We start from the raw sequence: 22,374 nt of genomic DNA on the forward strand, positions 1-22,374 counted from the left end.
CGAGTCACGGACGGGCTAGCGCAGCCCGCCCAGCCCTCCACGGTAGTGGATCAGCGCATGCTCGTCCGTGGGGCGCGCCTGCAGCGCGACGACCTCGCCGACGACGATCGAGTGGTCGCCCGCGACGTGGACGGCGTGCGTCCGGCACTCGAAGGTCGCCAGCGCCCCCTCCACCAGGGCGGTCCCGGTCACCTCTCCCCGGGTATGCGGCACCCGCGCCAGCTGATCGTGCAACGGACGACCCGGCTCACCCAGCCAGGTCGCCAGGGCGCGCTGCTGCTCGGTGAGGATGCTGACGCCCCAGTCGGCGCCCTCCTCGATCCCCTCCAGCACGCGCGCCTCGGCGTGCAGGCTCACCAGGAGCAGGACGGGGTCCAGGGAGACGCTGGTCAGCGAGTCGACGGTCAGGGCGACGTCGTGACCCCGGAAGCTCGAGGTGACGATCGCCACGCCGGTCGCGAAGCGGCCCATGGCCTGCTTGTAGCGGCCTCGGTCGACCTGGCCCGTCACGTCCCGGCCACCCCCCAGCGCGCGTAGCCCTCCCGGCCGGGCAGCCGGGCGGCGATGTCGTTGCTCAAGGTGTACCAGCCGTCGTGGACGGTCACCTGGGTGGGGTGCCCCTGCAGCGCGGCCATCTGGGCGGGCAGTGCGTGCGGCGCCACGACCGCGTGGGTGACCAGCTCGTCCTCGACCACCCCGACGGCGTAGGACTCGTCCTCGGCGGGCACGACGGCCACCCCGCCCGCGGGGCTGCGGGTGCCCTCGGGGACGTGGGCCCGCAACCACGCCCGGTCCTCGACGGCCCAGGAGCGGGGCACCACCACGACGTAGAGGCGCGGGCCGCGTCCGTCGGCGGCCAGCGCCCGCACCGCCTCGACGGTGACCCGGTGGGTCTGGATGTGATCGGGATGGCCATAGCCCCCGTGCGGGTCGTAGGTGAGCACCACGTCGGGGTCCAGCTGCCGCAGCTGGGACGCCAGCACGGCACCGGCCTCAACCACGTCGGCGGCAGCGAAGGCCCGCGGGTGCGCGGCGGCCTCCGAGCCGGCCATGCCGCTGTCCCGCCAGCGCGGCGTCGCGCCACCCAGCCAGTGGTGGGTGACGCCGAGGGCGCGGGTCGCGGCGGCGATCTCCGTCATCCGGTGGGTGCCGAGCTCCTCCGTGCCCTCCAGGTGGGCCAGGGCCGGGGTGATGACCTCACCCTCCTCGCCCAGGGTGGCGGTGACGACGTGGACGTCGTCGCCCGCGGCGGCGTGGTGCGCGAGCGCGATCCCGGTGGCGAGGGTCTCGTCGTCGGGATGGGCGTGGACCGCCACCACCCGCAGCGGCCGTCCCAGGTCGTCGAACCCGTCCCGGAGGTCGGGCCGGGCGTCCGGGCCGGTGACCGGCTGCTGCGCGGCGGCGGTCCTGCCCGTCACGACTGGTTCCTCGCCCTCGCCGCCGTCCGGGCCCGCAGCGTGGCGTCGAGCACGACCTTGCGGACCCGCACCGCCTCCGGGGTGACCTCCACGCACTCGTCCTCGCGGCAGAACTCCAGCGACTGCTCCAGCGAGAGCAGGCGCGGCGGGATGAGCCGCTCGAGCACGTCGGCACCGGCGGAGCGGACGTTGGTCAGCTTGCGCTCCTTGGTGATGTTGACGTCCATGTCGTCGGCGCGGGAGTTCTCGCCCACGATCATGCCCTCGTAGACCTCGGTGGCCGGCTCGACGAAGAGGGTGCCGCGCTCCTGGAGGTTGAACATCGCATAGCTGGTGGCCGCGCCGGCGCGGTCGGCCACGAGCGAGCCGGACTGGCGCGTGCGGATCTCCCCGAACCACGGGGCGTAGCCCTCGAAGACGTGGTTGGCGATGCCGGTGCCCCGGGTCTCGGTGAGGAACTCGGTGCGGAAGCCGATGAGGCCGCGCGCGGGCACGACATACTCCATCCGGACCCAGCCGGTGCCGTGGTTGGTCATCTGCTCCATCCGTCCCTTCCGGGAGGCGAGCAGCTGGGTGATGGTGCCGAGGTGCTCCTCGGGCGAGTCGATGGTGAGGCGCTCGACCGGCTCGGACAGCACGCCGTCGACCTCCTTGGTGACGACCTGGGGCTTGCCGACGGTCAGCTCGAAGCCCTCGCGCCGCATCTGCTCCACGAGGATCGCCAGCGCCAGCTCGCCACGGCCCTGGACCTCCCAGGCGTCGGGGCGCTCGGTCGGCAGGATCCGCAGCGAGACGTTGCCGATGAGCTCCTTGTCCAGGCGGTCCTTGACCAGGCGGGCGGTCACCTTGGCGCCCTTGACCCGGCCGGCCAGGGGCGAGGTGTTGGTGCCGATCGTCATCGAGATGGCCGGCTCGTCCACCGTGATGAGCGGCAGCGGGCGCGGGTCCTCGGCGTCGGCGAGGGTCTCCCCGATGGTGATCTCCGGGATGCCGGCGATCGCGATGATGTCGCCGGGCGCCGCGTGCTCGGCAGGCTTGCGCTCCAGGCCCTCGGTGAGGAGGAGCTCGGTGATCTTGACCTTCTCGACGCTGCCGTCCTTGCGGCACCACGCCACCTGCTGACCCTTGCGGATCGTGCCCTGGTGGACCCGGCACAGCGCCAGGCGACCCAGGAAGGGGCTGGAGTCGAGGTTGGTGACGTGCGCCTGCAGCGGGTGGCCCTCGTCGTAGGTCGGGGCGGGCACGGTCGCCAGGATGGTCTCGAAGAGCGGCTCCATGTCCGGGCTGTCCGGCAGCTCGCCGTTGGCCGGGGCGGTCTGGGAGGCACGGCCGTTCTTGGCCGAGGCGTAGACGATGGGGAACTCCAGCGCCGTCTCCACCATCTCGGGGTCGTGCTCGTCCAGCAGGTCCATGAACAGCGCGTAGACCTCGTCCACGACCTCGGAGATCCGGCTGTCGGGGCGGTCGACCTTGTTGATGCACAGGACGACCGGCATGTGGGCCGCGAGCGCTTTGCGCAGGACGAAACGGGTCTGCGGCAGCGGCCCCTCCGAGGCGTCGACGAGCAGGACGACTCCGTCGACCATGGACAGGCCGCGCTCGACCTCGCCGCCGAAGTCGGCGTGCCCGGGGGTGTCGATGATGTTGATGGTCATCCCGCCCTCGGGGGCGTGGACGCCGGTGTAGCGGATGGCCGTGTTCTTGGCCAGGATCGTGATGCCCTTCTCACGCTCGAGGTCGCCGGAGTCCATGACCCGCTCCACCTCGGTGCCTTCCTTGCGGTGCTCGGCGAAGGCTCCGCCCTGGGTGAGCATGGCGTCGACGAGGGTGGTCTTGCCGTGGTCGACGTGGGCGACGATGGCGACGTTGCGGATGTCAGCGCGCACGCTGGTCCCGGTGGGGGTATGAGGCATGAGGAATATTCTCGCAGGAATCTGACCCTGCTCCGTCACGCTCCGGTATGCAGCAGCTCGGCCAGGTGCTCCACGATCGGCAGGTCTGCGGGCAGCCAGGCGACGTCGAGAAGGTCTTCCCGCGTGAGCCAGCGCAGCGCGTCGTGGTCCTCGAGCGGCTCCGGCTCCGGCTCCCCGGGTGCGGCCACCGCCCACCACAGGTCCATCACCGCCCGGCCGGACAGGGGCCAGCCGCCACCGATCCGGTCCCCCAGGACGACCCGGACCCCGAGCTCCTCGGCGCACTCCCGGACCGCCGCCTGCTCACCGGTCTCCCCCGGCTCGACCTTCCCGCCGGGAAACTCCCAGCCACCGGCCAGCGCCGGCGGCTCGGTCCTCCGTGCGGCCAGCACCCGCGTGGGCCTGGCCAGGTCGTCCACCAGGGCCACGGCCGCGACCAGGACCGGAGGGAGAGGTGCCGTGTGCTCCATACCCCCGATCCTGGCACCGCAGGTGCCGCAGTCACGACCCGGCCGCAGGGATGCCGCACAGGCGCAGATGGTCGGTCACCGAAGTTTGGTCACAGTCCTGTCAAGAATGCGGCACGCCTCTTCCCCTCACCCCTCCGGATGTGATGAGGTCTGCGGAAACCGGATACAGCCCTGTCCGGCACCCCCTTCAGGAGGACATCGATGAAGAACCGCAAGGTCGCGCTCACCGCGGCCACGGCAATCCTCGCCCTCGGTCTGTCGGCCTGCGCCCAGTCCGAGCGTGACACCGGCAACGACGGCGGCGGCGGCAGCACGGACGGCGGCGCCTCGACCGACGGCTCCGGTGGCACCGCGGCCCCCGGTGGCGAAGGCAGCGACGCCACCTTCGTCTTCGGCGCGGCCGGCGCCCCCACGACCTTCGACCCGTTCTACGCCAGCGACGGCGAGACCTTCCGGGTCACCCGCCAGATCTTCCAGAACCTGGTCGGCATCGAGCCCGGCGGCACCGAGTTCGTCCCCGAGCTGGCCACCAGCTGGGAGAGCAGCGAGGACGGCCTGACCTGGACCTTCCCGCTCCAGGAGGGCGTGACCTTCCACGACGGCGAGCCCTTCGACGCCGAGGCGGTCTGCTACAACTTCGAGCGCTGGGCCGACCAGAACGAGGCCGGCCAGAACCCGTCCGCGGCCTACTACTACGGCAACGACTTCGGCTTCGGCGACGGCTCCCTCTACGAGTCCTGCACGGCCGTCGACGAGATGACCGCCGAGGTCAAGATCTCCCGCGCGACCGGCAAGTTCCCCGGCGTCCTGTCCCAGAGCTCCTACGGCATCTCCTCGCCCAAGGCGTTGGAGGAATACGACGCCAACGACATCGCCGTGGAGGGTGAGGGCTTCGCCTTCCCCGCCTACGCCAGCGAGCACCCGACCGGCACCGGCCCGTTCAAGTTCAAGTCCTTCGATGGCACCAGCAACGTCATCCTGGAGCGCAACGACGACTTCTGGGGCGACAAGGCCGGCGTCAAGGAGCTGATCTTCCGGATCATCTCCGACGAGACCGCCCGCCGCCAGGAGCTCGAGGCCGGCACCATCCACGGCTACGACCTGCCGAACCCCGTCGACTGGGCCGAGCTCGAGGCCGGTGGCAACCAGGTCGAGATCCGCGACCCGTTCAACATCCTCTACCTGGCCTTCAACCCGGTGGCCGACCCGCAGCTGGAGGACCCGCTGGTCCGCCAGGCGCTCTACCACGCGATCAACCGTGACGAGCTCGTCAAGAGCCAGCTGCCCGACGGCGCGACCGTGGCCACGCAGTTCATGCCCGACACCGTCTCCGGCTACAACAGCGACATCGCCGCCTACGAGTACGACGTCGAGAAGGCCAAGCAGCTCCTGGAGGAGGCCGGCAAGTCCGACCTGACGATCGACCTGTGGTACCCGACCGAGGTCACCCGGCCCTACATGCCGAACCCGCAGGCCATCTACGACGCGGTGAAGTCCGACTGGGAGGCCGCGGGCATCACGGTCAACCCGATCTCCAAGCCCTGGGCCGGTGGCTACATCGACGGCACCCAGCAGAGCCTGGCTCCCGCGTTCTTCCTCGGCTGGACCGGTGACCTGAACTCGGCGGACAACTTCCTGTGCGCCTTCTTCTGCGGTGACGACAACCAGTTCGGGACCAGCGCCTACGACTTCCACGCCGAGCTGCAGGAGGCCATCACGGCCGCCGACGCCGAGCCGGACGAGGCGGCCCGCACGGCGCTCTACGAGGAGCTCAACGCCAAGATCATGAGCCCCGAGTGGCTGATCGGCGCCCCGCTGAGCCACTCCCCGCCGGCCATCGTGGTCGCGGAGAACGTCCAGGGTCTGGTCGCCAGCCCGCTGACGGCGGAGGACTTCTCCACCGTCACCATCACGGAGTGAGGCCCTGACCGCAGGGCCGAGGCCCTGCGGTCGGGACCGACGCGGCGGGCCGGGAAGCACTTCCCGGCCCGCCGCCCCACGCACACCCCCGTCCTGAGCCGGCGCACCTGGAGGTCCCGTGCTGAAGTTCATCGTCCGGCGAGCACTGCAGATGGTGCTCGCCCTCTTCATCCTCAGCATCCTGCTCTTCGCCTGGCTGCACGCCCTCCCCGGTGGGCCGGTCAGCGCCCTGCTGGGTGAGCGCGGGTCGCCGGAGGCCGCCGCCGAGCTGACCCGTCAGCTCGGGCTGGACCGGCCGCTGCCGGTGCAGTACTGGTCCTTCCTGCAGCGTGCGCTCACCGGCGATTTCGGCATCTCGACCGGCGTCTTCCGTGGTCAGCCCGCCCTCGACGTCTTCCTCACCCGCCTCCCGGCGACGATCGAGCTGAGCATCTTCGCCCTGGGCATCGCGCTCGTCCTGGCCATCCCGCTGGGCTACATCGCCGCCCGCCGCCGGGGCACCCCCATGGACACCGGCCTGGTCATCGGCTCGCTCATCGGGGTGGCCGTCCCCGTCTTCTTCCTGGCCTTCGTGCTCAAGTACCTCTTCGCCGTGCGCTGGGGCCTGCTGCCCCCGTCCGGCTACCAGACCGCCGGGATCAACGCCACGCGGGTGACCGGATTCGCCGTCCTGGACGGCATCCTCACCCGTGAGTGGGACGCCTCCTGGGACGCCCTGAAGCACCTGCTGCTCCCCGCCCTGGCGCTGTCCTCCATCCCCTTCGCCGTGATCTTCCGCATCACCCGCGCCTCGGTCCTGGACGTCATGGACGAGGACTACGTGCGCACCGCGCGGTCCAAGGGCCTCAAGGCCCAGACCATCCGGGTCCGGCACATCATGCGCAACGCCCTGATCCCCGTCATCACGATCATCGGCCTGCAGGTCGGAGCGCTCCTCGCGGGGGCCGTCCTCACCGAGAAGGTCTTCGCCTTCCCCGGGATCGGCCAGGCCCTCGCGCTCGGCTTCGAGAAGCGCGACTATCCCGTCCTGCAGGTCCTCATCATGATGGCCGCCCTGATCTACATCGTCGTCAACCTGCTCGTCGACATCGCCTACGCGCTGATCGACCCGCGGGTCCGGACGAAGTGAGGAACTGACCGATGACCGAGATGTCTGGTGGTGGCGAGGGCTTCCGGCGCGGCCTCGGCGCCCCTGCGCCGGACCAGCCCGGCGCCCCGACGCCCGGCCAGCCCGAGCCGCCCCGCCGGCCCCGCTACGGCGACCGCAAGAAGGCCCGCATCGACTCCCTGGCCGAGGCGGGCGCGCTCAGCGACGACCGCGGCGTCAGCCTGTGGCAGTCCGCCTGGCAGCGGCTGCGCACGGACCCGGTCTTCCTCTTCGGGGCCGGCATCGTGGTGCTCTTCGTGCTGCTGGCGCTGTTCGCCCCGCTGCTGGCGCCCCACGACCCGGCCGACCGGCTGCTCATCGGCGAGGTGAGCCGCCAGACCAACCCGGTCCCCCCGCCACGGGAGGGCTTCCCCCTCGGTGCCGACGACCGCGGACGCGACCTGCTGTCCCGCCTGATCGTGGGCTCCCGGCAGACCCTCATCGTGGGTGTGCTCGCGACGCTCGGCGGCCTCACCGGCGGCCTCATCCTGGGCACCCTCGCCGGCGGCCTCGGCGGCTGGGTCGACGCGGCCGTGATGCGCCTGGTCGACGTCATGCTGTCGATCCCCTCGCTGCTCATGGCCTTCTCCCTGGCCGCCATCCTCAAGCCGTCGCAGTGGAGCGTCATCCTGGCGATCGCGATCATCCAGATCCCGATCTTCGCCCGGCTCCTGCGTGGCTCGATGCTGGCCCAGCGGCACAGCGACCACGTGCTCGCGGCTCGCGCCCTGGGCGTCAAACCGGCCCCCATCGTCTTCCGGCACATGCTGCCCAACTCGTTGGGCCCGGTGATCGTGCAGGCGACCCTGGTGCTGGCCGTCGCCATCATCGACGCGGCAGCCCTGTCCTTCCTCGGCCTGGGCAACCCGGACGACACGCGGCCCGAGTGGGGCCAGATGCTCGGCCAGGCCCAGCCCTACTTCAACTCCTTCCCGCATCTGGCCTTCTACCCCGCGATCTGCATCATCGTGGTCGCGCTCGGCTTCACCCTGATGGGCGAGTCGCTGCGCGAGGCCATCGACCCCAAGTCCCGTCGCTGAGGAGCACCTGATGAGCCCCTCCACAGATATCTCCACCGTGACCTCCACCCCGGGCGGTGCGGCCGGCTCAGGCGACGCCCTGCTCACCGTCGAGGACCTCACGGTCACCTTCGGCCGCAAGAAGCCCTTCACCGCCGTCGACGGCGTCAGCTTCGAGGTCAAGGCCGGCCAGACCGTCGGCCTGGTCGGCGAGTCCGGCTGCGGCAAGTCCGTCACCAGCCTGGCGATCATGCGCCTGCTGCCCTCCCGGGGCAACACGGTGAGCGGGTCGGTGCGCTTCGACGGCACCGAGCTGACCTCGCTCACCGACGCCCAGATGACCGACCGCCGCGGCGCCGAGATGGCGATGATCTTCCAGGACCCGCTGTCCTCGCTGAACCCCGTCGTGCCCCTCGGTGTCCAGGTCGCCGAGGTGGTCCAGCGGCACAAGGGCATGAAGTCCGGCGCCGCCTCGAAGAGGGCGGCCGAGATGCTCGAGAAGGTCGGTATCCCCGACCCCACCCGCCGGCTCAAGGAATATCCCCACCAGCTCTCCGGAGGTATGCGGCAGCGCGCCCTGATCGCGATGGCCCTGGCCTGCGAGCCGCGCCTCCTCATCGCCGACGAGCCCACGACCGCCCTCGACGTGACGATCCAGGCCCAGATCCTGGCGCTGCTCAAGGAGCTGGTCACCGAGTCGGGCACCGCGCTGATGATGATCACCCACGACCTGGGTGTCGTCGCCGGCCTGTGCGACACCGTCAACGTCCTCTACGGCGGCCGGATCGTCGAGCGGGCGGAGCGGCACGACCTCTTCGCCAAGCCCCGCCATCCCTACACCGGCGGGCTGCTGGCCTCGATCCCGCGGCTGACCGAGGAGCGCGGTCGGCGGCTCACCCCCGTCCCGGGGTCGGTCGCCGACAACATCCCGTGGGAGGGTGGGTGCGCCTTCGCGCCGCGCTGCTCCTCGGAGATCGAGGCATGCCGTGAGCGCACGCCTGATCTGGTCCCGGACCGGCCAGAGCTGGGCCGTGACCGCCTGCTGCGATGCCACAACCCGCTGGAGTCCAACCGGCTGGACGACGCCGGGACCGCCCCGACCGAGGAGGCCGCACGATGAGCACGTCCCCGAGCACCGTCGAGGACCAGACTCCGCGCACCGAGGGCCAGGGCGACCTGCTCGTCGACGTCCGCGGCGTCAAGGTGCACTTCCCGATCAAGCGCGGGGTCATCTTCGACCGGACCGTGGGCCACGTCTACGCCGTGGACGGCATGGACCTGCAGATCCACCGCGGCGAGACCTACGGCCTGGTCGGCGAGTCGGGTTGCGGCAAGTCCACCTTCGGCCGCGCCCTGCTCCAGCTAGAGGAGCTGACCGAGGGCGAGGTCCACTTCGACGGGACCGACCTCGCCGAGCTCAAGGGCGAGGCCCTGCGCCGGCAGCGCCGCCACATGCAGATGGTCTTCCAGGACCCCCTGGGCAGCCTCGACCCCCGCCAGACGGTGGAGCAGCTGCTCCTCGAGGGCATGCGCGCCCACGGCCTGACCAAGGGCCACGACGCCCGGGCCCGGCTCTCCGAGCTGCTGGAGGCCGTCGGTCTGCCCCGCACGGCGCTGAGCAAGTATCCCCACGAGTTCTCCGGCGGACAGCGTCAGCGCATCGGCATCGCCCGGGCACTCTCCGTGGACCCCCAGCTGATCGTCGCCGACGAGCCGGTCAGTGCCCTCGACGTCTCCGTCCAGGCCCAGGTGATCAACCTGCTGGAGGACCTCCAGGAGGAGTTCGGGCTGACCTACCTGGTCATCGCGCACGACCTGGCGGTCGTCCGGCACATCAGCGACCGGATCGGGGTGATGTATCTCGGGGCCCTGGTCGAGGAGGCCGACGCCGACAGCCTCTACCAGTCGCCGCTGCACCCCTACACCCGCGCGCTGATGTCCGCCGTCCCCGTCCCCGACCCGGTGCAGGAGGACACCCGCGAGCAGATCCTGCTGGCCGGCGACCTGCCCTCCCCCGCCAACCCGCCCTCGGGCTGCCGCTTCCACACGCGCTGCCCATGGCGCCAGGAGACCCGTTGCGACGACGAGCGCCCCCAGCTGCGGGTGGTGCAGATCGACGGTGTCCCCGCCGACCACCGCGTCGCCTGCCACTGGGCCGAGCAGATCGCCAGCGGTGAGCTCCGGCCGCACGAGGTCGCGCTGGATGAGGTCACCGACCCGACCGAGGTCTCCTCCGAGGCCGCGGACACCTCCCTGGGCGCCAAGGGCGTCACGGACGCGACCGGCTGACCCGGCGGACCACCACAAGGTCCACGCACGTGACCGTGAGGGTGCTGGTGATCCAGCACGAGGATGACTGCCCGGTCGGGATGATCGAGCCCTGGCTGGCCGCCGAAGGTCTGGAGTGCGACATCCTGCCCGCCCACCAGGGCCGGGCGGTGCCGGCGGCCCTGGTCGAGCACGTGGGCCTAATCGTGCTGGGCGGCCAGATGGGTGCCGACGACGACCGCGAGCACCGGTGGCTGACCCCCACCAAGGCCCTGATCGCCAGCACCGCCTCGGCGGGGCTCCCCTTCCTCGGCGTCTGCCTGGGCCACCAGCTGGCCGCCTCCGCGCTCGGAGGCGAGGTGGTCCGCAACCCGGGCGGAGCGCTGCATACCCTGGCGCCTTTCGCCGCCACGGACGAGGGCCGGGTGGACGCCCTCACCTCGGCCCTGCCCACCGGCACCCCCGTGCTGCACTGGAACAACGACATCGTCACGCGGCTGCCACGCGGATCCAGCCTGCTCGCCACGGCCCCTGACGGGACCCCGCAGGCGGTCAGGTTCGGGCGCCGCGCCTGGGGCGTGCAGTTCCACCCCGAGGTCGGCGCGGACATCGTCGCGTCCTGGTCGCCCGGCCCCGACCCGCAGGCCGAGGCTGCCACGATCGCGCAGCTGCGGACCCGCCAGGCCGAACTGCACCGCCCCTGGGAGATCCTGCTCAGGCGCTTCGCGCAGTTGACGTTGCGGGAGTGACCGACCCTCGGGCGGCGGCTGTCGTCACAACTTGGGGCGGGTCACCACCACGACCGGGCACGGTGCCGCGCGCATGAGACGCTGGCTCACCGAGCCGAGAAGACGGCCCTGCACCCCGCCCAGACCACGGCTGCCCAGGACGACGAGGTCCCAGCCCTCGGCCATCTCGACCAGGGTCGAGGTGACCGGGCCCCGCCGCACGACATACTCCACCGGCACGTCCGGGAAGCGCTCGAGCGCAGGCGCCATCGCCGCCTGCAGCATCGAGGTGCGTCCGTCCTCCAGATGCTTCCACTCCGGGCTGTCCGGCTCGGTGACCACGTAGCCGTCGACCATCTCGAGATACCAGGTGCTGACCGCCTCGACGGTGGCACCGACCTGGGCGGCGTGCTCGACCGCCTCGAGAGCTCCGGTGAGGCTGTCCGGGCTGCCGTCGATCGCCACCCCGATCCGGCCGCGGGTGAGCGACTCGACGTCGACATCGGGGTTGATCACGGCCACCGGGCAGGTCGCCTGGGCGGCCACGCCCAGCGAGGTGGTGCCCAGCACGAACTCGCGCAGCGGGCCCTTGCGGCCGGTGCCCACCACGATGACGGCGGCGTCGTCCTCGTGCGCCAGCAGCGCCCGGACCGGCGAGCCGCGGTGGCGCTCGAACGTCACCTCGATGCCGTAGGACTCCTTGATCCGCTCGGCCTGCGCCGCCATCGCCTGGCTGGTCTCGTCCTCGGCCTCGAGCAGCGCGGTGATGTCCGTGGCTCCCGCGACGGCCGCCCGGGCGGCCAAGGACTCAGGCTCGCTGGCGTGCACCATCAGCAGGGGTCGAGAGGTGCGTCGGGCGTGCTCTGCGGCCCACCTCACCGCCGCCCCGTCGGTCAGGCCACCATCGGCCCCGACCACGACCCATCCGGACGTCTGAGCGTTCATCTCTCCACCTCCAGCGCGGCCCTCCCGACCGCCCCGTCGCGAGCGGGATCCGTTCCCCTCCATCCTATCGACGGGTGGGAGACTGACGTCAGCCGCCCGTCCCGACCCCCCGGAGCGCCCCTGAGCGATGTCACACTGTTCATCGCGGCCACCTTCGCCGTCGGGCTGTTCGCCACGATGCTCCGGCTGCCGGCCCTGCTGGGCTTCCTGCTGGCCGGCTTCCTGCTGCACGCCGCGGGGGTGCGCGAGCTGCCCTATCTGGACCTGCTCGCCGAGATGGGCGTCACGCTCCTGCTCTTCGGGATAGGGCTCAAGCTCGACGCGCGCAGCCTGCTCCGCGTCGTGGCTGGAGGAGGACTGGCTGGTCGTCGTCTCGGTCGCCGTCGCGGCCAGCTTCGTCGCCGCGGCGCTGATCAACGAGAAGTCCGACGAGATCCTGGGCCTGGCCCGCCGGGTGATGCCCGGCCACTCCCCCGAGCGGGTCCACCCGCACGAGCGCCCCATCTCCTTCGGGGAGGCCACCGCGGTGGTCATGGGGATGGGCCGGATCGGGCGGGCCGTGGCCGAGGAGCTCACCCAGGAGTACGGCCTGCGGGTGCTCGGCGTGGAGAACCTGCCCACCCGGGTGGCCGAGCTGCGCGAGCAGGGGATGGAGATCGTGGAGGCCGATGCCGCCGACGCCGACTTCTGGCACCGGCTGGAGTCGACCGGCCAGGTCGAGATCGTCGTGCTGGCCATGCCCTTCCACGGCGCCAACCGGATCGCTCTGCAGCAGCTGGTGGCCAGCGACTACTCCGGCGTGCTCGCGGCCGTCGCGCAGTACGACGACGAGGCCGAGGACCTGCGACGGACCGGGGCTGACGTGGTCATCAACCTCTACGACGGCGCGGGTGCCTCCATCGCCGAGCGGGCCGCCGAGGCCGCCTCCGACCGGCAGGAGTGAGCGCACCTTTTCCGGCCGGTGCCCCCGCTCCGTAGACTCGTGGGCAGTCCTGCCCGCAACCCACCAGGAGCCCAAGATGTCGACCATCGTCTACACCCGCACCGACGAGGCGCCGCTGCTGGCGACCTACTCCCTCAAGCCGATCCTGGAGGCCTTCGCCGGCGCCGCCGGGATCGAGGTGCAGACCCGTGACATCTCGCTGGCCGGCCGCATCCTGGCGCAGTTCCCCGAGCGCCTGACCGATGAGCAGCGCCAGGACGACGCGCTGGCCGAGCTGGGCGAGCTGGCCACCACCCCCGAGGCCAACATCATCAAGCTGCCCAACATCTCGGCCTCGGTCCCGCAGCTCAAGGCCGCGATCGCCGAGCTCCGGTCGCAGGGCTTCGACCTGCCCGACTACCCGGAGTCCCCGCAGACCGACGAGGACAAGGACGTCCGGGCCCGCTACGACAAGGTCAAGGGCTCTGCGGTCAACCCCGTCCTGCGGGAGGGCAACTCCGACCGCCGGGCGCCCGACGCGGTGAAGAACTACGCCCGCAGCCGCCCGCACTCGATGGGCGCCTGGTCCGCCGACAGCAGGACCCGTGTCGCCACGATGGGCGAGCGGGACTTCGCCAGCAACGAGCAGTCGGTGGTGCTCGACCAGGCCGACACCCTCACCATCCGGCACGTCGCCGCCGACGGCACCACGACGGTGCTCAAGGACGGCCTGGCGGTCGAGGCCGGAGAGGTGGTCGACGCCACCTTCATGGACGTCGCTGCGCTGCGCTCCTTCCTGGCCGAGCAGGTCGAGGCGGCCGCCGCGGAGGACATCCTCTTCTCGCTGCACCTCAAGGCCACGATGATGAAGGTCTCCGACCCGATCATCTTCGGGCACGCCGTCGAGACCTTCTTCGCCGACGTCTTCGAGCGGTATGGGGCACAGCTCGCCTCCGCGGGCCTGTCGGCCAACGACGGACTGGGCGGCATCCTCTCCGGCCTGGACCAGGTGGAGGGCGCCGAGGAGATCCGGGCCGCGATCGAGGCCCGGCTGGCCGAGCTGCCCCGCCTGTCGATGGTCAACTCCGACAAGGGCATCACCAACCTGCACATCCCCAGCGACGTGATCGTGGACGCCTCGATGCCGGCGATGATCCGCAACGGCGGCAAGCTCTGGGGCCCCCAGGGCGAGGAGGACGACACCGTCGCGGTGATCCCCGACTCCTCCTACGCCGGGATCTACCAGGCCGTGATCGAGGACTGCAAGGCCCACGGCGCCTACGACCCGACCACGATGGGCTCGGTGCCCAACGTGGGCCTGATGGCCAAGAAGGCCGAGGAGTACGGCTCCCACGACAAGACCTTCGAGATGACTGCCGCCGGCACCGTCCAGGTCGTCGACTCCTCCGGCACCGTCCTCATGGAGCATGAGGTCGCCGAGGGCGACATCTGGCGCGCCTGCCAGACCAAGGACGAGCCGATCCGCGACTGGGTCAAGCTGGCCGTCACCCGCGCCCGCGCGACCGGCGACCCCGCGGTGTTCTGGCTGGATGAGAACCGCGCCCACGACGCCAACCTCATCGCCAAGGTCACCGCATACCTGAAGGACCACGACACCGACGGCCTAGACCTGCAGATCATGTCCCCGGTCGACGCGGCCACCTTCTCCGTCCAGCGCATCCGCGAGGGCAAGAACACCATCTCGGTCACCGGCAACGTGCTGCGCGACTACAACACCGACCTCTTCCCGATCCTGGAGCTGGGCACCAGCGCCAAGATGCTCTCGGTGGTCCCGCTGATGAACGGCGGCGGGCTCTTCGAGACCGGTGCCGGCGGGTCGGCGCCCAAGCACGTCCAGCAGCTGCAGAGCGAGAACTACCTGCGCTGGGACAGCCTGGGCGAGTTCCTCGCCATCGCCGAGTCGCTGCGCCACCTGGCCGACCGCGAGGGCAACGCGCGCGCGGCCGTCCTCGGCGACGCCCTCGACAAGGCCACCGAGCGGGTGCTCACCGAGGACCGTTCCCCCGCACGACGCCTGGGCCAGATCGACAACCGCGGCAGCCACTTCTACCTGGCGCTCTACTGGGCCCAGGCCCTGGCCGAGCAGACCGAGGACACCGAGCTCGCGGAGCGCTTCGGCCCGGTGGCCGAGGAGCTGGCCGCCAAGGAGCAGCAGATCGCCCAGGAGCTGCTCGACGTGCAGGGCAAGGAGGTCGACCTCGGCGGCTACTACCACCCCGACGAGGAGAAGACCTTCGCGGCCATGCGCCCCTCCGCCACCTTCAACGCGGTGATCGACGCCTTGCGCGAGTGAGCCAGGACGAGCAGGGCGGGAAGTCGCCGGACCCGGTTCCCGGGGCCGGCGGCTTCCGCTATGTCGCGCCGACGCTCCTGGCGTCGGTGGCGATCGTGCTGCTGTCGGTCAACCTGCGGCCCGGTGCCTCCTCGGTGGGCCCGGTCCTGGAGGAGGTGCGGGTCGGGCTCGGCATGAGCGGTGGCACCGCGGGGATGATGACCGCCCTGCCGGGGCTGTGCTTCGGGGCCTTCGGCCTGGTGGCCGTCGGGCTGGCCCGGCGGATCGGGGTGACCTCCAGCATCTTCCTGAGCATCCTGGCCATCGCCGCCGGGCTGACGTCGCGGGTGCTCACCGGGTCCACCGCACTGTTCCTGGTCACCACGGCCCTGGCCCTGGCCGGCATGGCGGTCTGCAACGTCCTCGTCCCGGCCTGGATCAAGCGGCACAGCGTCGACGGCGGCGTGCTGCTCATGACGATCTACGGCGCCGGCCTGACCCTCGGCGGTGCCCTGGGGTCGCTGGTCGCCGCGCCGATCGCGTCCGCCTCGCCGTGGGGGTGGCGGGCCGCCCTGGGGGTATGGGGCGTGGTCGCCCTGCTCGCCGTCCTGCCCTGGGTGCCGATCCTGGTCGGCGAGCGCCGTGCCCGCCGCGGGCGCATCCCGCTGCCGCGGGTGCGGGAGGCCCGGATCGCCTCCTCCCCCACCGCCCTGGCCCTGACGCTCCTGTTCGGGATCCAGTCGATGAACGCCTACGTCCAGTTCGGCTGGCTCCCGCAGATCTACCGGGACGCCGGTCTGTCAGCCGTCTACGCCGGAGCGCTCATCGCGCTGCTGACCACGCTCGGGGTCCTGGGCGGTCTGGTCATGCCGACCGTGATCCACCGCTCCCCCACGCTGGCCCCCTGGATGCTGGCGATGGGGGCGCTGTGCGTCGCCGGCTACGCCGGCCTGCTGCTCGCCCCGGCGACGGTCCCGTGGCTGTGGGCCGTCCTGCTGGGGCTGGCGGGCTTCGCCTTCCCGACCACCATCGCCCTCATCACCGCCCGCACCCGTGACCCCCGGGTCACCGCCAGGCTCTCCGGCTTCGTCCAGCCGGTGGGCTACCTGCTGGCCGCGGCGGGGCCGATGGCGGTCGGCGTCGTCCACGACCTCACCGGTGGCTGGACCGAGGTCCTCATCTTCCTGATGGCCAGCGGTGTCGCCCTGGTCCTGACGGGTCTGCGTGTCGCCCGGCCCGTCTTCGTCGACGACGAACTCGCGTAGCCTGCCCGGTGTGGCTATGACGAAGATCGGTCTCCTTCCGCGCATCGGCATCGCGATCCTGCTGGGCATCCTGGTCGGGCTGTGGTCGCCGGACTGGCTGGTGCGGGTCTTCGCCACCTTCAACGGACTCTTCGGCAACTTCCTGTCCTTCATCATCCCGCCGCTGATCCTGGGACTGATCACCCCGGCCATCGCCGAGCTGGGGCGCGGCGCCGGGAAGTGGCTGGGCATCACGGCCGCCATCGCCTATGCCTCCACCCTCTTCGGCGGGGTGATGGCCTTCCTGGTCTGCATGGCGATCTTCCCGCGCATGCTCAGGCCAGGGTCGCTGGACGAGGTCGGCAACCCCGAGGACGCGCTGCTCAGTCCCTTCTTCACCGTCGAGATCCCGCCGCCCTTCTCGGTGATGACCGCGCTGATCCTGTCCTTCGTCATCGGCATCGCGCTGACCCTGATGCCCAAGGGGGTCCTGCAGCAGGGCTTCGTGGAGTTCCGCACGGTGATCGAGAAGGTCATCACCGGCGTGATCATCCCGCTGCTGCCGGTCTACATCTTCGGCATCTTCCTCAACATGACCTCCGGCGGCCAGGTCTTCGAGGTCATCGCGACGTTCATCGGGGTGATCCTGCTCGTCTTCGCCCTCACCGTCCTCCTCCTGCTGGTGCAGTTCACCGTCGCGGGCGTGATCGCGGGCAAGAACCCCCTCACCGCCCTCAAGACCATGCTCCCCGCCTACGTGACGGCGCTGGGCACCTCGTCCTCGGCGGCGACCATCCCGGTCACGCTGCGCCAGGCGATCGCCGCCGGCGTCCGCCGCCCGATCGCCTCCTTCGTCGTGCCGCTGTGCGCGACCATCCACCTGGGCGGGTCGACGGTCAAGATCGTGTCCTTCTCGCTGGCCGTGATGTTCCTCTCCGGCGTCCCGGTCAACATCCCGCTGTTCATCGGCTTCATCTTCATGCTCGGCATCACCATGGTCGCCGCGCCGGGCGTGCCCGGCGGCGCGATCGTCACCGCGGCCGGCCTGCTCTCCTCGATGCTGGGCTTCACCGAGCCCCAGGTCGCGCTGATGATCGCGACCTACATCGCCATCGACTCCTTCGGCACCGCCACCAACGTGACCGGCGACGGGGCGATCGCGATGATCGTGGACCGGCTCAGCGGCGACGACTTCGACGTCCCCGAGGCCCAGGGCGACCCGGTCGGTTCACCTGCCTGACCGCCGTTGCGGAAGCGGGGCTGCGCTGCCCGGCAGCGACGCACAGGTCGCGCTGGCCCGGGCTTTCTGAGGCCCGGCTGTGGATAACTTCTGCCGGGCAGGGGCCGGACCGGGCAGAGTCGTGCCATGACGCTCCGCAACCTGCATGAAGGCACTCCCCTGCCCCCACCCAGACGGACCGGTCAGCCCTGGACCGACGACGACTACCAGACCCTGCTGCGCCTCGTCCGGGACGGCGTCGAGATCGAGGAGATCGCCGAGCAGCTCGCGCGAAGCACCACGTCGGTGCGGATGCGCGCGGTCAGGATGCTCCCCGTCGACCAGCGGGGCGTCCCCCAGGACCGCGCGGTCGAGCAGCTGCGCAAGAACCTCCTGGCGGACGAGGACTACGAATGGGAGGGCCACCTCGCCTCGAGCCCGCCGCCGCGCCCGGTCGTGCAGTGCACGCACCCGCCCGCCACGCTCTCCGGCGTCCCCGGGCTCCGCGACGACGAGCTGCTCGTGATCACCAGAGCGCTCGCCACCAGCCCGGGACTTCGCACGGACCGCGACCCCCTGCGCGACGAGGGCGTGCGCGAGGAGTGCGCGCGCCAGGTCGTCCGCCGTGGCCTGGCGTCGGAGCTGGTGACGGACGTGGGCCACCATGCGTCCAACCAGGCCGAGGCCTTCCTCGCCCTCGCCGACTATCCCGACATCTGGGAAGGCCCGCCCTGGTGACCGGGCGTGCCCCGTCCACGGCCCACCGACGGGGAGCGGGTCACCTCGCCTCGTAGGCCTCGATCTCGGCGAGCTTGGCGCCGTAGGCGCTGGTGGGGTCGTGCCGCAGGTCGAGCCAGAGGTCGACGAGGGCCACGGCCGCGGGGGCCGCGATCACGTTCTGCCCCATGCACAGGACCTGGGCGTCGTAGTTCTCCACCGACCCGCGGACGGTCACGAGGTCGTGGGCCGTCGCGGCCCGCACCCCGGGCACCTTGGAAGCAGCGATCGCGGTGCCCACACCGGTGCCGCAGACCAGGATCCCGCGGTCGGCACGTCCGTCCGCCACCGCCTCCGCAGCCCTGAAGGACACGTCCGGGTAGGTGATGTCCGAGGTCGAGAGGTCCAGGACCTCCTCGACCCGGTCGTCGGCCTTGAGCGCCGCCACGATGGCGTCCTTGAGCGCGGCCCCGTTGGCCGGGGCACCGATCACGATGCGCATGTCTCTCCGATGATTTGTTGGGTCAGGTCGTGCTGCGGTCGGACCCGGCCACCCAGCGCGAGAGCCGCGGCACACCGTCGGAGGCTCCCTGCTCATGGGGCAGCTCGGTCCAGACGATCCGGACCGAAGGATCGAGGTGGAGGGCCACCTCATACACCTCGTCCGCGTAGTGGGCGATCGTGTCGAAGGCGTCCTGCCCGTGGGAGACCAGCCACAGGGTGAGCCTGCCCTCGGTCTCGACCCGCCACCACCGCTCGATCCCCGCCCGCAGGGCATCGGCCTCGTCGTAGGACTCCAGATCGACCTCCAGCGTCACGATCGAGCCCTCGTCCCAGCGGGTCGGTCCCAGCCTGGACCAGTCGTAGTTCAGCTCGTAGCGCGCACCGTTCCCCATGGTCCCGAGGACAGTCCGGGCCCAGGGAAGCAGCAGGGGAAGGGCGCGACTCAGAACTCCCAGTTCTAGTTGAGAAGCGCGGAATCATGCGGTTCCTGAAGCCCGCTGGCAACCCCGTGCCCTCTGCGTGCCCCTCCTGCTGGAAGCCGGTTCAGCCGCTCCGACGGGACATCGGCACACGCCCCAGTCTACCCGCCGAGTCGTGGGCGCAGGAGTTCTATCAAGTCTCGATCTGTAGACCTGGGCGGACTCAAACCGAACACCTGGCAGCGGTTCGAGAGGCTCCGTTCCGCGTGGAAGCAGGCGAAACTCTCGGTTGGCGGCGCGCCGCTGGAGCCGTCAGAGCGTGAGCCTGGCGTGGTCAGAACCCCAAGGAGACGAACTAGAACACCCCTGACCGGGAGGGAACTAGACTCAATCCGAACTGCCCGAGCCAGCGGCGAAAGCGTGGTCTCCATCTCGCGCCGGTTCGGCATCCACCGGATGACGGTGTAGACATACGCGAAGGACTTGCTCTGACGTCGGCCACGAAGCTTGACGGCCGTAGTCAAGTCCGACACTCCCGTCTTCGGTCATGGAGTGATGCCGTGGTTATACGCCGGTTCGCTCGGAGCAGGCTGTCGGCGGAGCCGTTGGCTGTCGACGCTCCCCTGCGACAATGGACTTGTGAAGTTCCGTCGTCGTAATCTCGAATCCCTCGGCGAGCTCGTCGTAGGCAATGTAGGCCGTGATGATCCCGCGAACGAGGACGAAGCCAGGTACTTCCCGTATCGCTCCAGCATGTACATCACTGAGTTCTTCCAGGAGCTGGACACCGACTACCAGCACGACGGCTCAACTCGCCATCGTTGGGTTGCCGACGTTCTTGACGGCGCTCAGGTGAATCTCCCCAGTTCTGCTCACTGAAATTCCCCACCCTGTGGCCCCATCCGGGGACGGGCGGGGCTCCTTCGATGATGGCGGTCTCTGACCACACGCCTACTCGAAGGAGCCCCTCGTCCCATGCTGTCACGGGAGGAAGACATCGAAGTTCACGCGTTGGCCCGGCAGGGCTGGACGATCTCAGCGATCGCCCGGCATCTGGGTCGGGACCGTAAGACCATCCGCGCCTACCTGCGCGGAGACCGGGCCGCGGGCGTCCGCAAGCCGGCGGGGCAGGACCCGTTCGAGCCGTTCGTGGACTACGTCCGCGCCCGGCTGGCCGAGGACCCGCACCTGTGGGCGATGACCCTGTACGACGAGGTCGTCGAGCTGGGGTACGACAAGGCCTACTCCACCTTCACCCGGCAGGTCCGCACCCGCGGGCTGCGCCCGCACTGCGAACCGTGCGCCGGCACGAAGGGCCGCCCGGCGGCGGTGATCGAGCACCCACCGGGTGAGGAGACCCAGTGGGACTGGGTCGAGCTGCCGGACCCGCCCGAGCACTGGGGCTGGGGCACCAAGGCGTTCCTGCTCGTCGGTGCCCTGGCCCACTCCGGCCGGTGGCGCGGCGTGCTGTGCCCTTCGATGGACCAGGCTCACCTCATCGGCGCCCTCGACCGCGTGACCAGAGCGCTCGGCGGGCTCACGCGCTCGTGGCGGTTCGACCGGATGGCCACCGTGTGCCACCCGGCCACCGGGCGTGTGTCCGCGTCGTTCGCCGCGGTGGCCAAGCACTACGGCGTCGGTGTGGAGATCTGCCCGCCGCGGCGCGGCAACCGCAAGGGCGTGGTGGAGAAGGCCAACCACACCGCCGCCCAACGCTGGTGGCGCACCCTGGCCGACGAGGTCACCGTGGAGCAGGCGCAGGCGTCGTTGGACAAGTTCTGCACCACCCGTGGCGATGCCCGCATGCGGCCCGGCGGCCCCGACGGGAAGGCCTCCGTGCTCACCCTCGCCGCCAAGGAACCGCTGGCCCCGGTCCCGACCGTCCCGTTCCCCGCGTCGATCACCGAGGAGAGGGTCGTCTCGGCGCAGGCGCTGGTGGCCTGGCGCGGCAACTTCTACTCCGTCGCCCCCGAGCTCGCCCGTGCCCAGGTGACCGTCACCTGGCGCCTGGGCAGCACGCGCATCGACATCGCCACCACCTCCGGGACGGTGATCGCCCGGCACGAGCTCGCCCCCGACGGTGCTGGCGTCATGGTCCGCGAGCACGCCCACGTCACCGCGCTCGAGGCGCGCGTCCTCGCCGGGCACGACGCCTCTGTGCCGCACCGGCGCAAGGAACGCATCCCACCCGGCCCCGCAGCCCAGGCAGCCGCGCAGGCGCTGCGCGCCCGCCACCAACCCGAGCCCGCCACCACCGCGGACGTGGTCATCGACCTGTCCGCCTACGACAAAGCAGCCCGAGGAAGGAACACCCTGACCCGATGAACACCACACCCACGACCGCGACGACGACCGAGGCGCTGCCGGCGCCGATGATCACCAGCCAGGCGTCGACCTACCAGCAGCTGCGCTCCCACCTGGCCGCGTTGAAGCTGCACGCCGCCGCCGAGCACCTGCCCACCGTCCTGGCAACCGCCGCCGAGCAGGGGTGGTCGATGACCGCGACGTTGGAGCACCTGCTCGCCCGCGAGGTTGAGGCGACCGAGGCCCGCAAGCTCGCCGGCCGGCTCCGGTTCGCCTCACTGCCCACCCCGGCCACCCTGGCCGACTTCGACTTCGACGCCGCCCCGAACGTCGACCGCAAGCTCATCGACGAACTGGCCACCTGCCGGTACCTGGAGTCGGCGACCAACGTGCTGCTCATCGGCCCGCCCGGCGTCGGCAAGACGCACCTGGCCGTCGGCCTGGGCCGGGCCGCGGCCGAGGCCGGGTACCGCACCTACTTCACCACCGCCGCCGATCTGGCCGCCCGGTGCCACCGCGCCGCGATCGAAGGACGCTGGGCCACCACCATGCGCTTCTTCGCCGGCCCAACCCTGCTCATCATCGACGAGCTGGGCTACCTGCCGCTGCCCGGCGAGGCCGCCTCCGCGCTGTTCCAGGTCGTCTCCCAGCGCTACCTCAAGACGTCCATCGTGCTCACCACCAACCGCGGCGTCGCATCCTGGGGCGAGGTCCTAGGCGACAGCACCGTCGCCGCAGCCATGCTCGACCGGCTCCTGCACCGCTCCGTCGTGCTCAACCTCGAAGGCGACTCCTACCGGCTGCGCGACCACCACGCCCGCCAGGGCACCCTGCGAGCCGCCACCCGCCAACCCCTACACTGACCACCGCCCAAGGTGGGGAAATTCAGTGAGCATCACTGGGGAACTTCGACGAGCCTCGTCA

General features: G+C 70.9%; 21 protein-coding genes. 14 read left to right on the plus strand and 7 right to left on the minus strand.

Annotated elements, in window-relative coordinates; all coding sequences use genetic code 11:
- Nucleotides 1-15 precede the first annotated feature (15 nt).
- The 4 genes from ACTMMA_RS09740 to ACTMMA_RS09755 are packed head-to-tail and all read right to left on the minus strand — an operon-like array spanning nt 16 to nt 3,801.
- Nucleotides 16-510: a flavin reductase family protein gene (locus tag ACTMMA_RS09740; RefSeq protein ID WP_441189928.1), complete on the minus strand. Its 495-nt coding sequence runs from the start codon at nt 508-510 to the stop codon at nt 16-18.
- A complete protein-coding gene (gene mshB / locus ACTMMA_RS09745) occupies nt 507-1,418 on the minus strand; it encodes an N-acetyl-1-D-myo-inositol-2-amino-2-deoxy-alpha-D-glucopyranoside deacetylase (protein WP_441189929.1) in 912 nt (303 codons plus the stop codon). Before mshB ends, ACTMMA_RS09740 begins: the two co-directional genes overlap by 4 nt.
- Nucleotides 1,415-3,331, minus strand: a complete 1,917-nt coding sequence (typA, locus tag ACTMMA_RS09750; protein WP_441189930.1) for a translational GTPase TypA — start codon at nt 3,329-3,331, stop codon at nt 1,415-1,417. The genes mshB and typA overlap by 4 nt, the downstream gene beginning before the upstream one ends.
- 35 nt (nt 3,332-3,366) lie before the next feature.
- A complete protein-coding gene (locus tag ACTMMA_RS09755; RefSeq protein ID WP_441189931.1) occupies nt 3,367-3,801 on the minus strand; it encodes a (deoxy)nucleoside triphosphate pyrophosphohydrolase in 435 nt (144 codons plus the stop codon).
- Nucleotides 3,802-4,002: 201 nt separating this feature from the next.
- Here ACTMMA_RS09755 and ACTMMA_RS09760 point away from each other — a divergent pair, with 201 nt between their 5' ends.
- The 6 genes from ACTMMA_RS09760 to ACTMMA_RS09785 all read left to right on the plus strand — a co-directional run bounded on the left by ACTMMA_RS09760 (nt 4,003) and on the right by ACTMMA_RS09785 (nt 10,904).
- Nucleotides 4,003-5,721, plus strand: coding sequence for an ABC transporter substrate-binding protein (locus ACTMMA_RS09760; RefSeq protein ID WP_441189932.1), 1,719 nt, complete (start codon nt 4,003-4,005; stop codon nt 5,719-5,721).
- A gap of 118 nt (nt 5,722-5,839) precedes the next feature.
- Nucleotides 5,840-6,850, plus strand: coding sequence for an ABC transporter permease (locus ACTMMA_RS09765; RefSeq protein WP_441189933.1), 1,011 nt, complete (start codon nt 5,840-5,842; stop codon nt 6,848-6,850).
- An 11-nt stretch (nt 6,851-6,861) separates the two neighbouring features.
- The gene (locus ACTMMA_RS09770; RefSeq protein WP_441189934.1) at nt 6,862-7,908 is read left to right on the plus strand and encodes an ABC transporter permease; all 1,047 of its coding nucleotides are present in this window, start codon (nt 6,862-6,864) and stop codon (nt 7,906-7,908) included.
- Nucleotides 7,909-7,918: 10 nt separating this feature from the next.
- The gene (locus tag ACTMMA_RS09775; protein ID WP_441189935.1) at nt 7,919-9,007 is read left to right on the plus strand and encodes an ABC transporter ATP-binding protein; all 1,089 of its coding nucleotides are present in this window, start codon (nt 7,919-7,921) and stop codon (nt 9,005-9,007) included.
- Nucleotides 9,004-10,176, plus strand: a complete 1,173-nt coding sequence (locus ACTMMA_RS09780; protein WP_441189936.1) for an ABC transporter ATP-binding protein — start codon at nt 9,004-9,006, stop codon at nt 10,174-10,176. Before ACTMMA_RS09775 ends, ACTMMA_RS09780 begins: the two co-directional genes overlap by 4 nt.
- Before the next feature lie 29 nt (nt 10,177-10,205).
- The gene (locus ACTMMA_RS09785) at nt 10,206-10,904 is read left to right on the plus strand and encodes a type 1 glutamine amidotransferase (RefSeq protein WP_441189937.1); all 699 of its coding nucleotides are present in this window, start codon (nt 10,206-10,208) and stop codon (nt 10,902-10,904) included.
- Nucleotides 10,905-10,928: 24 nt separating this feature from the next.
- On the opposite strand, the gene ACTMMA_RS09790 is transcribed toward ACTMMA_RS09785, so the two are convergent.
- Nucleotides 10,929-11,828 (minus strand): universal stress protein, encoded by a 900-nt coding sequence (locus ACTMMA_RS09790; protein WP_441189938.1) that lies wholly within the window; start codon nt 11,826-11,828, stop codon nt 10,929-10,931.
- A gap of 457 nt (nt 11,829-12,285) precedes the next feature.
- On the opposite strand from ACTMMA_RS09790, the gene ACTMMA_RS09795 reads away from it, so the two are divergent.
- From ACTMMA_RS09795 to ACTMMA_RS09815, 5 genes are all read left to right on the plus strand, one after another.
- Nucleotides 12,286-12,771, plus strand: coding sequence for an NAD(P)-binding protein (locus ACTMMA_RS09795; protein WP_441189939.1), 486 nt, complete (start codon nt 12,286-12,288; stop codon nt 12,769-12,771).
- Nucleotides 12,772-12,847: 76 nt separating this feature from the next.
- Complete coding sequence (locus tag ACTMMA_RS09800) at nt 12,848-15,064, plus strand: NADP-dependent isocitrate dehydrogenase (RefSeq protein WP_441189940.1); 2,217 nt, start codon at nt 12,848-12,850, stop codon at nt 15,062-15,064.
- A complete protein-coding gene (locus ACTMMA_RS09805) occupies nt 15,061-16,308 on the plus strand; it encodes a CynX/NimT family MFS transporter (protein ID WP_441189941.1) in 1,248 nt (415 codons plus the stop codon). Before ACTMMA_RS09800 ends, ACTMMA_RS09805 begins: the two co-directional genes overlap by 4 nt.
- A 16-nt stretch (nt 16,309-16,324) precedes the next feature.
- On the plus strand, nt 16,325-17,527 hold the full coding sequence (locus ACTMMA_RS09810; RefSeq protein ID WP_441189951.1) for a dicarboxylate/amino acid:cation symporter: 1,203 nt from the start codon (nt 16,325-16,327) through the stop codon (nt 17,525-17,527).
- 126 nt (nt 17,528-17,653) lie between these two features.
- Complete coding sequence (locus tag ACTMMA_RS09815; protein WP_441189942.1) at nt 17,654-18,244, plus strand: hypothetical protein; 591 nt, start codon at nt 17,654-17,656, stop codon at nt 18,242-18,244.
- Nucleotides 18,245-18,284: 40 nt separating this feature from the next.
- Here ACTMMA_RS09815 and ACTMMA_RS09820 read toward each other — a convergent pair whose 3' ends face one another.
- Entirely contained in the window at nt 18,285-18,725 is a 441-nt protein-coding gene (locus tag ACTMMA_RS09820; protein WP_441189943.1) for an RpiB/LacA/LacB family sugar-phosphate isomerase, read from the minus strand.
- Nucleotides 18,726-18,747: 22 nt separating this feature from the next.
- On the minus strand, nt 18,748-19,119 hold the full coding sequence (locus ACTMMA_RS09825; protein WP_441189944.1) for a hypothetical protein: 372 nt from the start codon (nt 19,117-19,119) through the stop codon (nt 18,748-18,750).
- Nucleotides 19,120-19,785: 666 nt separating this feature from the next.
- On the opposite strand from ACTMMA_RS09825, the gene ACTMMA_RS09830 reads away from it, so the two are divergent.
- The 3 genes from ACTMMA_RS09830 to istB all read left to right on the plus strand — a co-directional run bounded on the left by ACTMMA_RS09830 (nt 19,786) and on the right by istB (nt 22,313).
- Nucleotides 19,786-20,025, plus strand: coding sequence for a hypothetical protein (locus tag ACTMMA_RS09830; protein ID WP_441189945.1), 240 nt, complete (start codon nt 19,786-19,788; stop codon nt 20,023-20,025).
- A gap of 96 nt (nt 20,026-20,121) precedes the next feature.
- Nucleotides 20,122-21,471 (plus strand): Mu transposase domain-containing protein, encoded by a 1,350-nt coding sequence (locus tag ACTMMA_RS09835; RefSeq protein ID WP_441188762.1) that lies wholly within the window; start codon nt 20,122-20,124, stop codon nt 21,469-21,471.
- Nucleotides 21,468-22,313, plus strand: a complete 846-nt coding sequence (gene istB, locus ACTMMA_RS09840) for an IS21-like element helper ATPase IstB (protein ID WP_441188763.1) — start codon at nt 21,468-21,470, stop codon at nt 22,311-22,313. The genes ACTMMA_RS09835 and istB overlap by 4 nt, the downstream gene beginning before the upstream one ends.
- The last annotated feature ends 61 nt before the right edge of the window (nt 22,314-22,374 follow it).

This window comes from Ornithinimicrobium panacihumi (assembly GCF_052073805.1).
In the GTDB taxonomy this organism is placed as follows: domain Bacteria; phylum Actinomycetota; class Actinomycetes; order Actinomycetales; family Dermatophilaceae; genus Ornithinicoccus; species Ornithinicoccus panacihumi.

Excerpts from the sequence above, each read along its gene's own strand:
- ACTMMA_RS09780 (WP_441189936.1), top strand. The coding sequence starts at position 9,004 with ATGAGCACGTCCCCGAGCACCGTCGAGGACCAGACTCCGCGCACCGAG.
- ACTMMA_RS09775 (WP_441189935.1), top strand. The coding sequence starts at position 7,919 with ATGAGCCCCTCCACAGATATCTCCACCGTGACCTCCACCCCGGGCGGT.
- typA (WP_441189930.1), bottom strand. The coding sequence starts at position 3,331 with ATGCCTCATACCCCCACCGGGACCAGCGTGCGCGCTGACATCCGCAAC.
- ACTMMA_RS09810 (WP_441189951.1), top strand. The coding sequence starts at position 16,325 with ATGACGAAGATCGGTCTCCTTCCGCGCATCGGCATCGCGATCCTGCTG.
- ACTMMA_RS09760 (WP_441189932.1), top strand. The coding sequence starts at position 4,003 with ATGAAGAACCGCAAGGTCGCGCTCACCGCGGCCACGGCAATCCTCGCC.
- ACTMMA_RS09800 (WP_441189940.1), top strand. The coding sequence starts at position 12,848 with ATGTCGACCATCGTCTACACCCGCACCGACGAGGCGCCGCTGCTGGCG.
- ACTMMA_RS09770 (WP_441189934.1), top strand. The coding sequence starts at position 6,862 with ATGACCGAGATGTCTGGTGGTGGCGAGGGCTTCCGGCGCGGCCTCGGC.
- ACTMMA_RS09820 (WP_441189943.1), bottom strand. The coding sequence starts at position 18,725 with ATGCGCATCGTGATCGGTGCCCCGGCCAACGGGGCCGCGCTCAAGGAC.
- istB (WP_441188763.1), top strand. The coding sequence starts at position 21,468 with ATGAACACCACACCCACGACCGCGACGACGACCGAGGCGCTGCCGGCG.
- ACTMMA_RS09825 (WP_441189944.1), bottom strand. The coding sequence starts at position 19,119 with ATGGGGAACGGTGCGCGCTACGAGCTGAACTACGACTGGTCCAGGCTG.
- ACTMMA_RS09815 (WP_441189942.1), top strand. The coding sequence starts at position 17,654 with ATGACGCTCCGCAACCTGCATGAAGGCACTCCCCTGCCCCCACCCAGA.
- ACTMMA_RS09795 (WP_441189939.1), top strand. The coding sequence starts at position 12,286 with ATGCCCGGCCACTCCCCCGAGCGGGTCCACCCGCACGAGCGCCCCATC.
- ACTMMA_RS09835 (WP_441188762.1), top strand. The coding sequence starts at position 20,122 with ATGCTGTCACGGGAGGAAGACATCGAAGTTCACGCGTTGGCCCGGCAG.
- ACTMMA_RS09790 (WP_441189938.1), bottom strand. The coding sequence starts at position 11,828 with ATGAACGCTCAGACGTCCGGATGGGTCGTGGTCGGGGCCGATGGTGGC.
- ACTMMA_RS09755 (WP_441189931.1), bottom strand. The coding sequence starts at position 3,801 with ATGGAGCACACGGCACCTCTCCCTCCGGTCCTGGTCGCGGCCGTGGCC.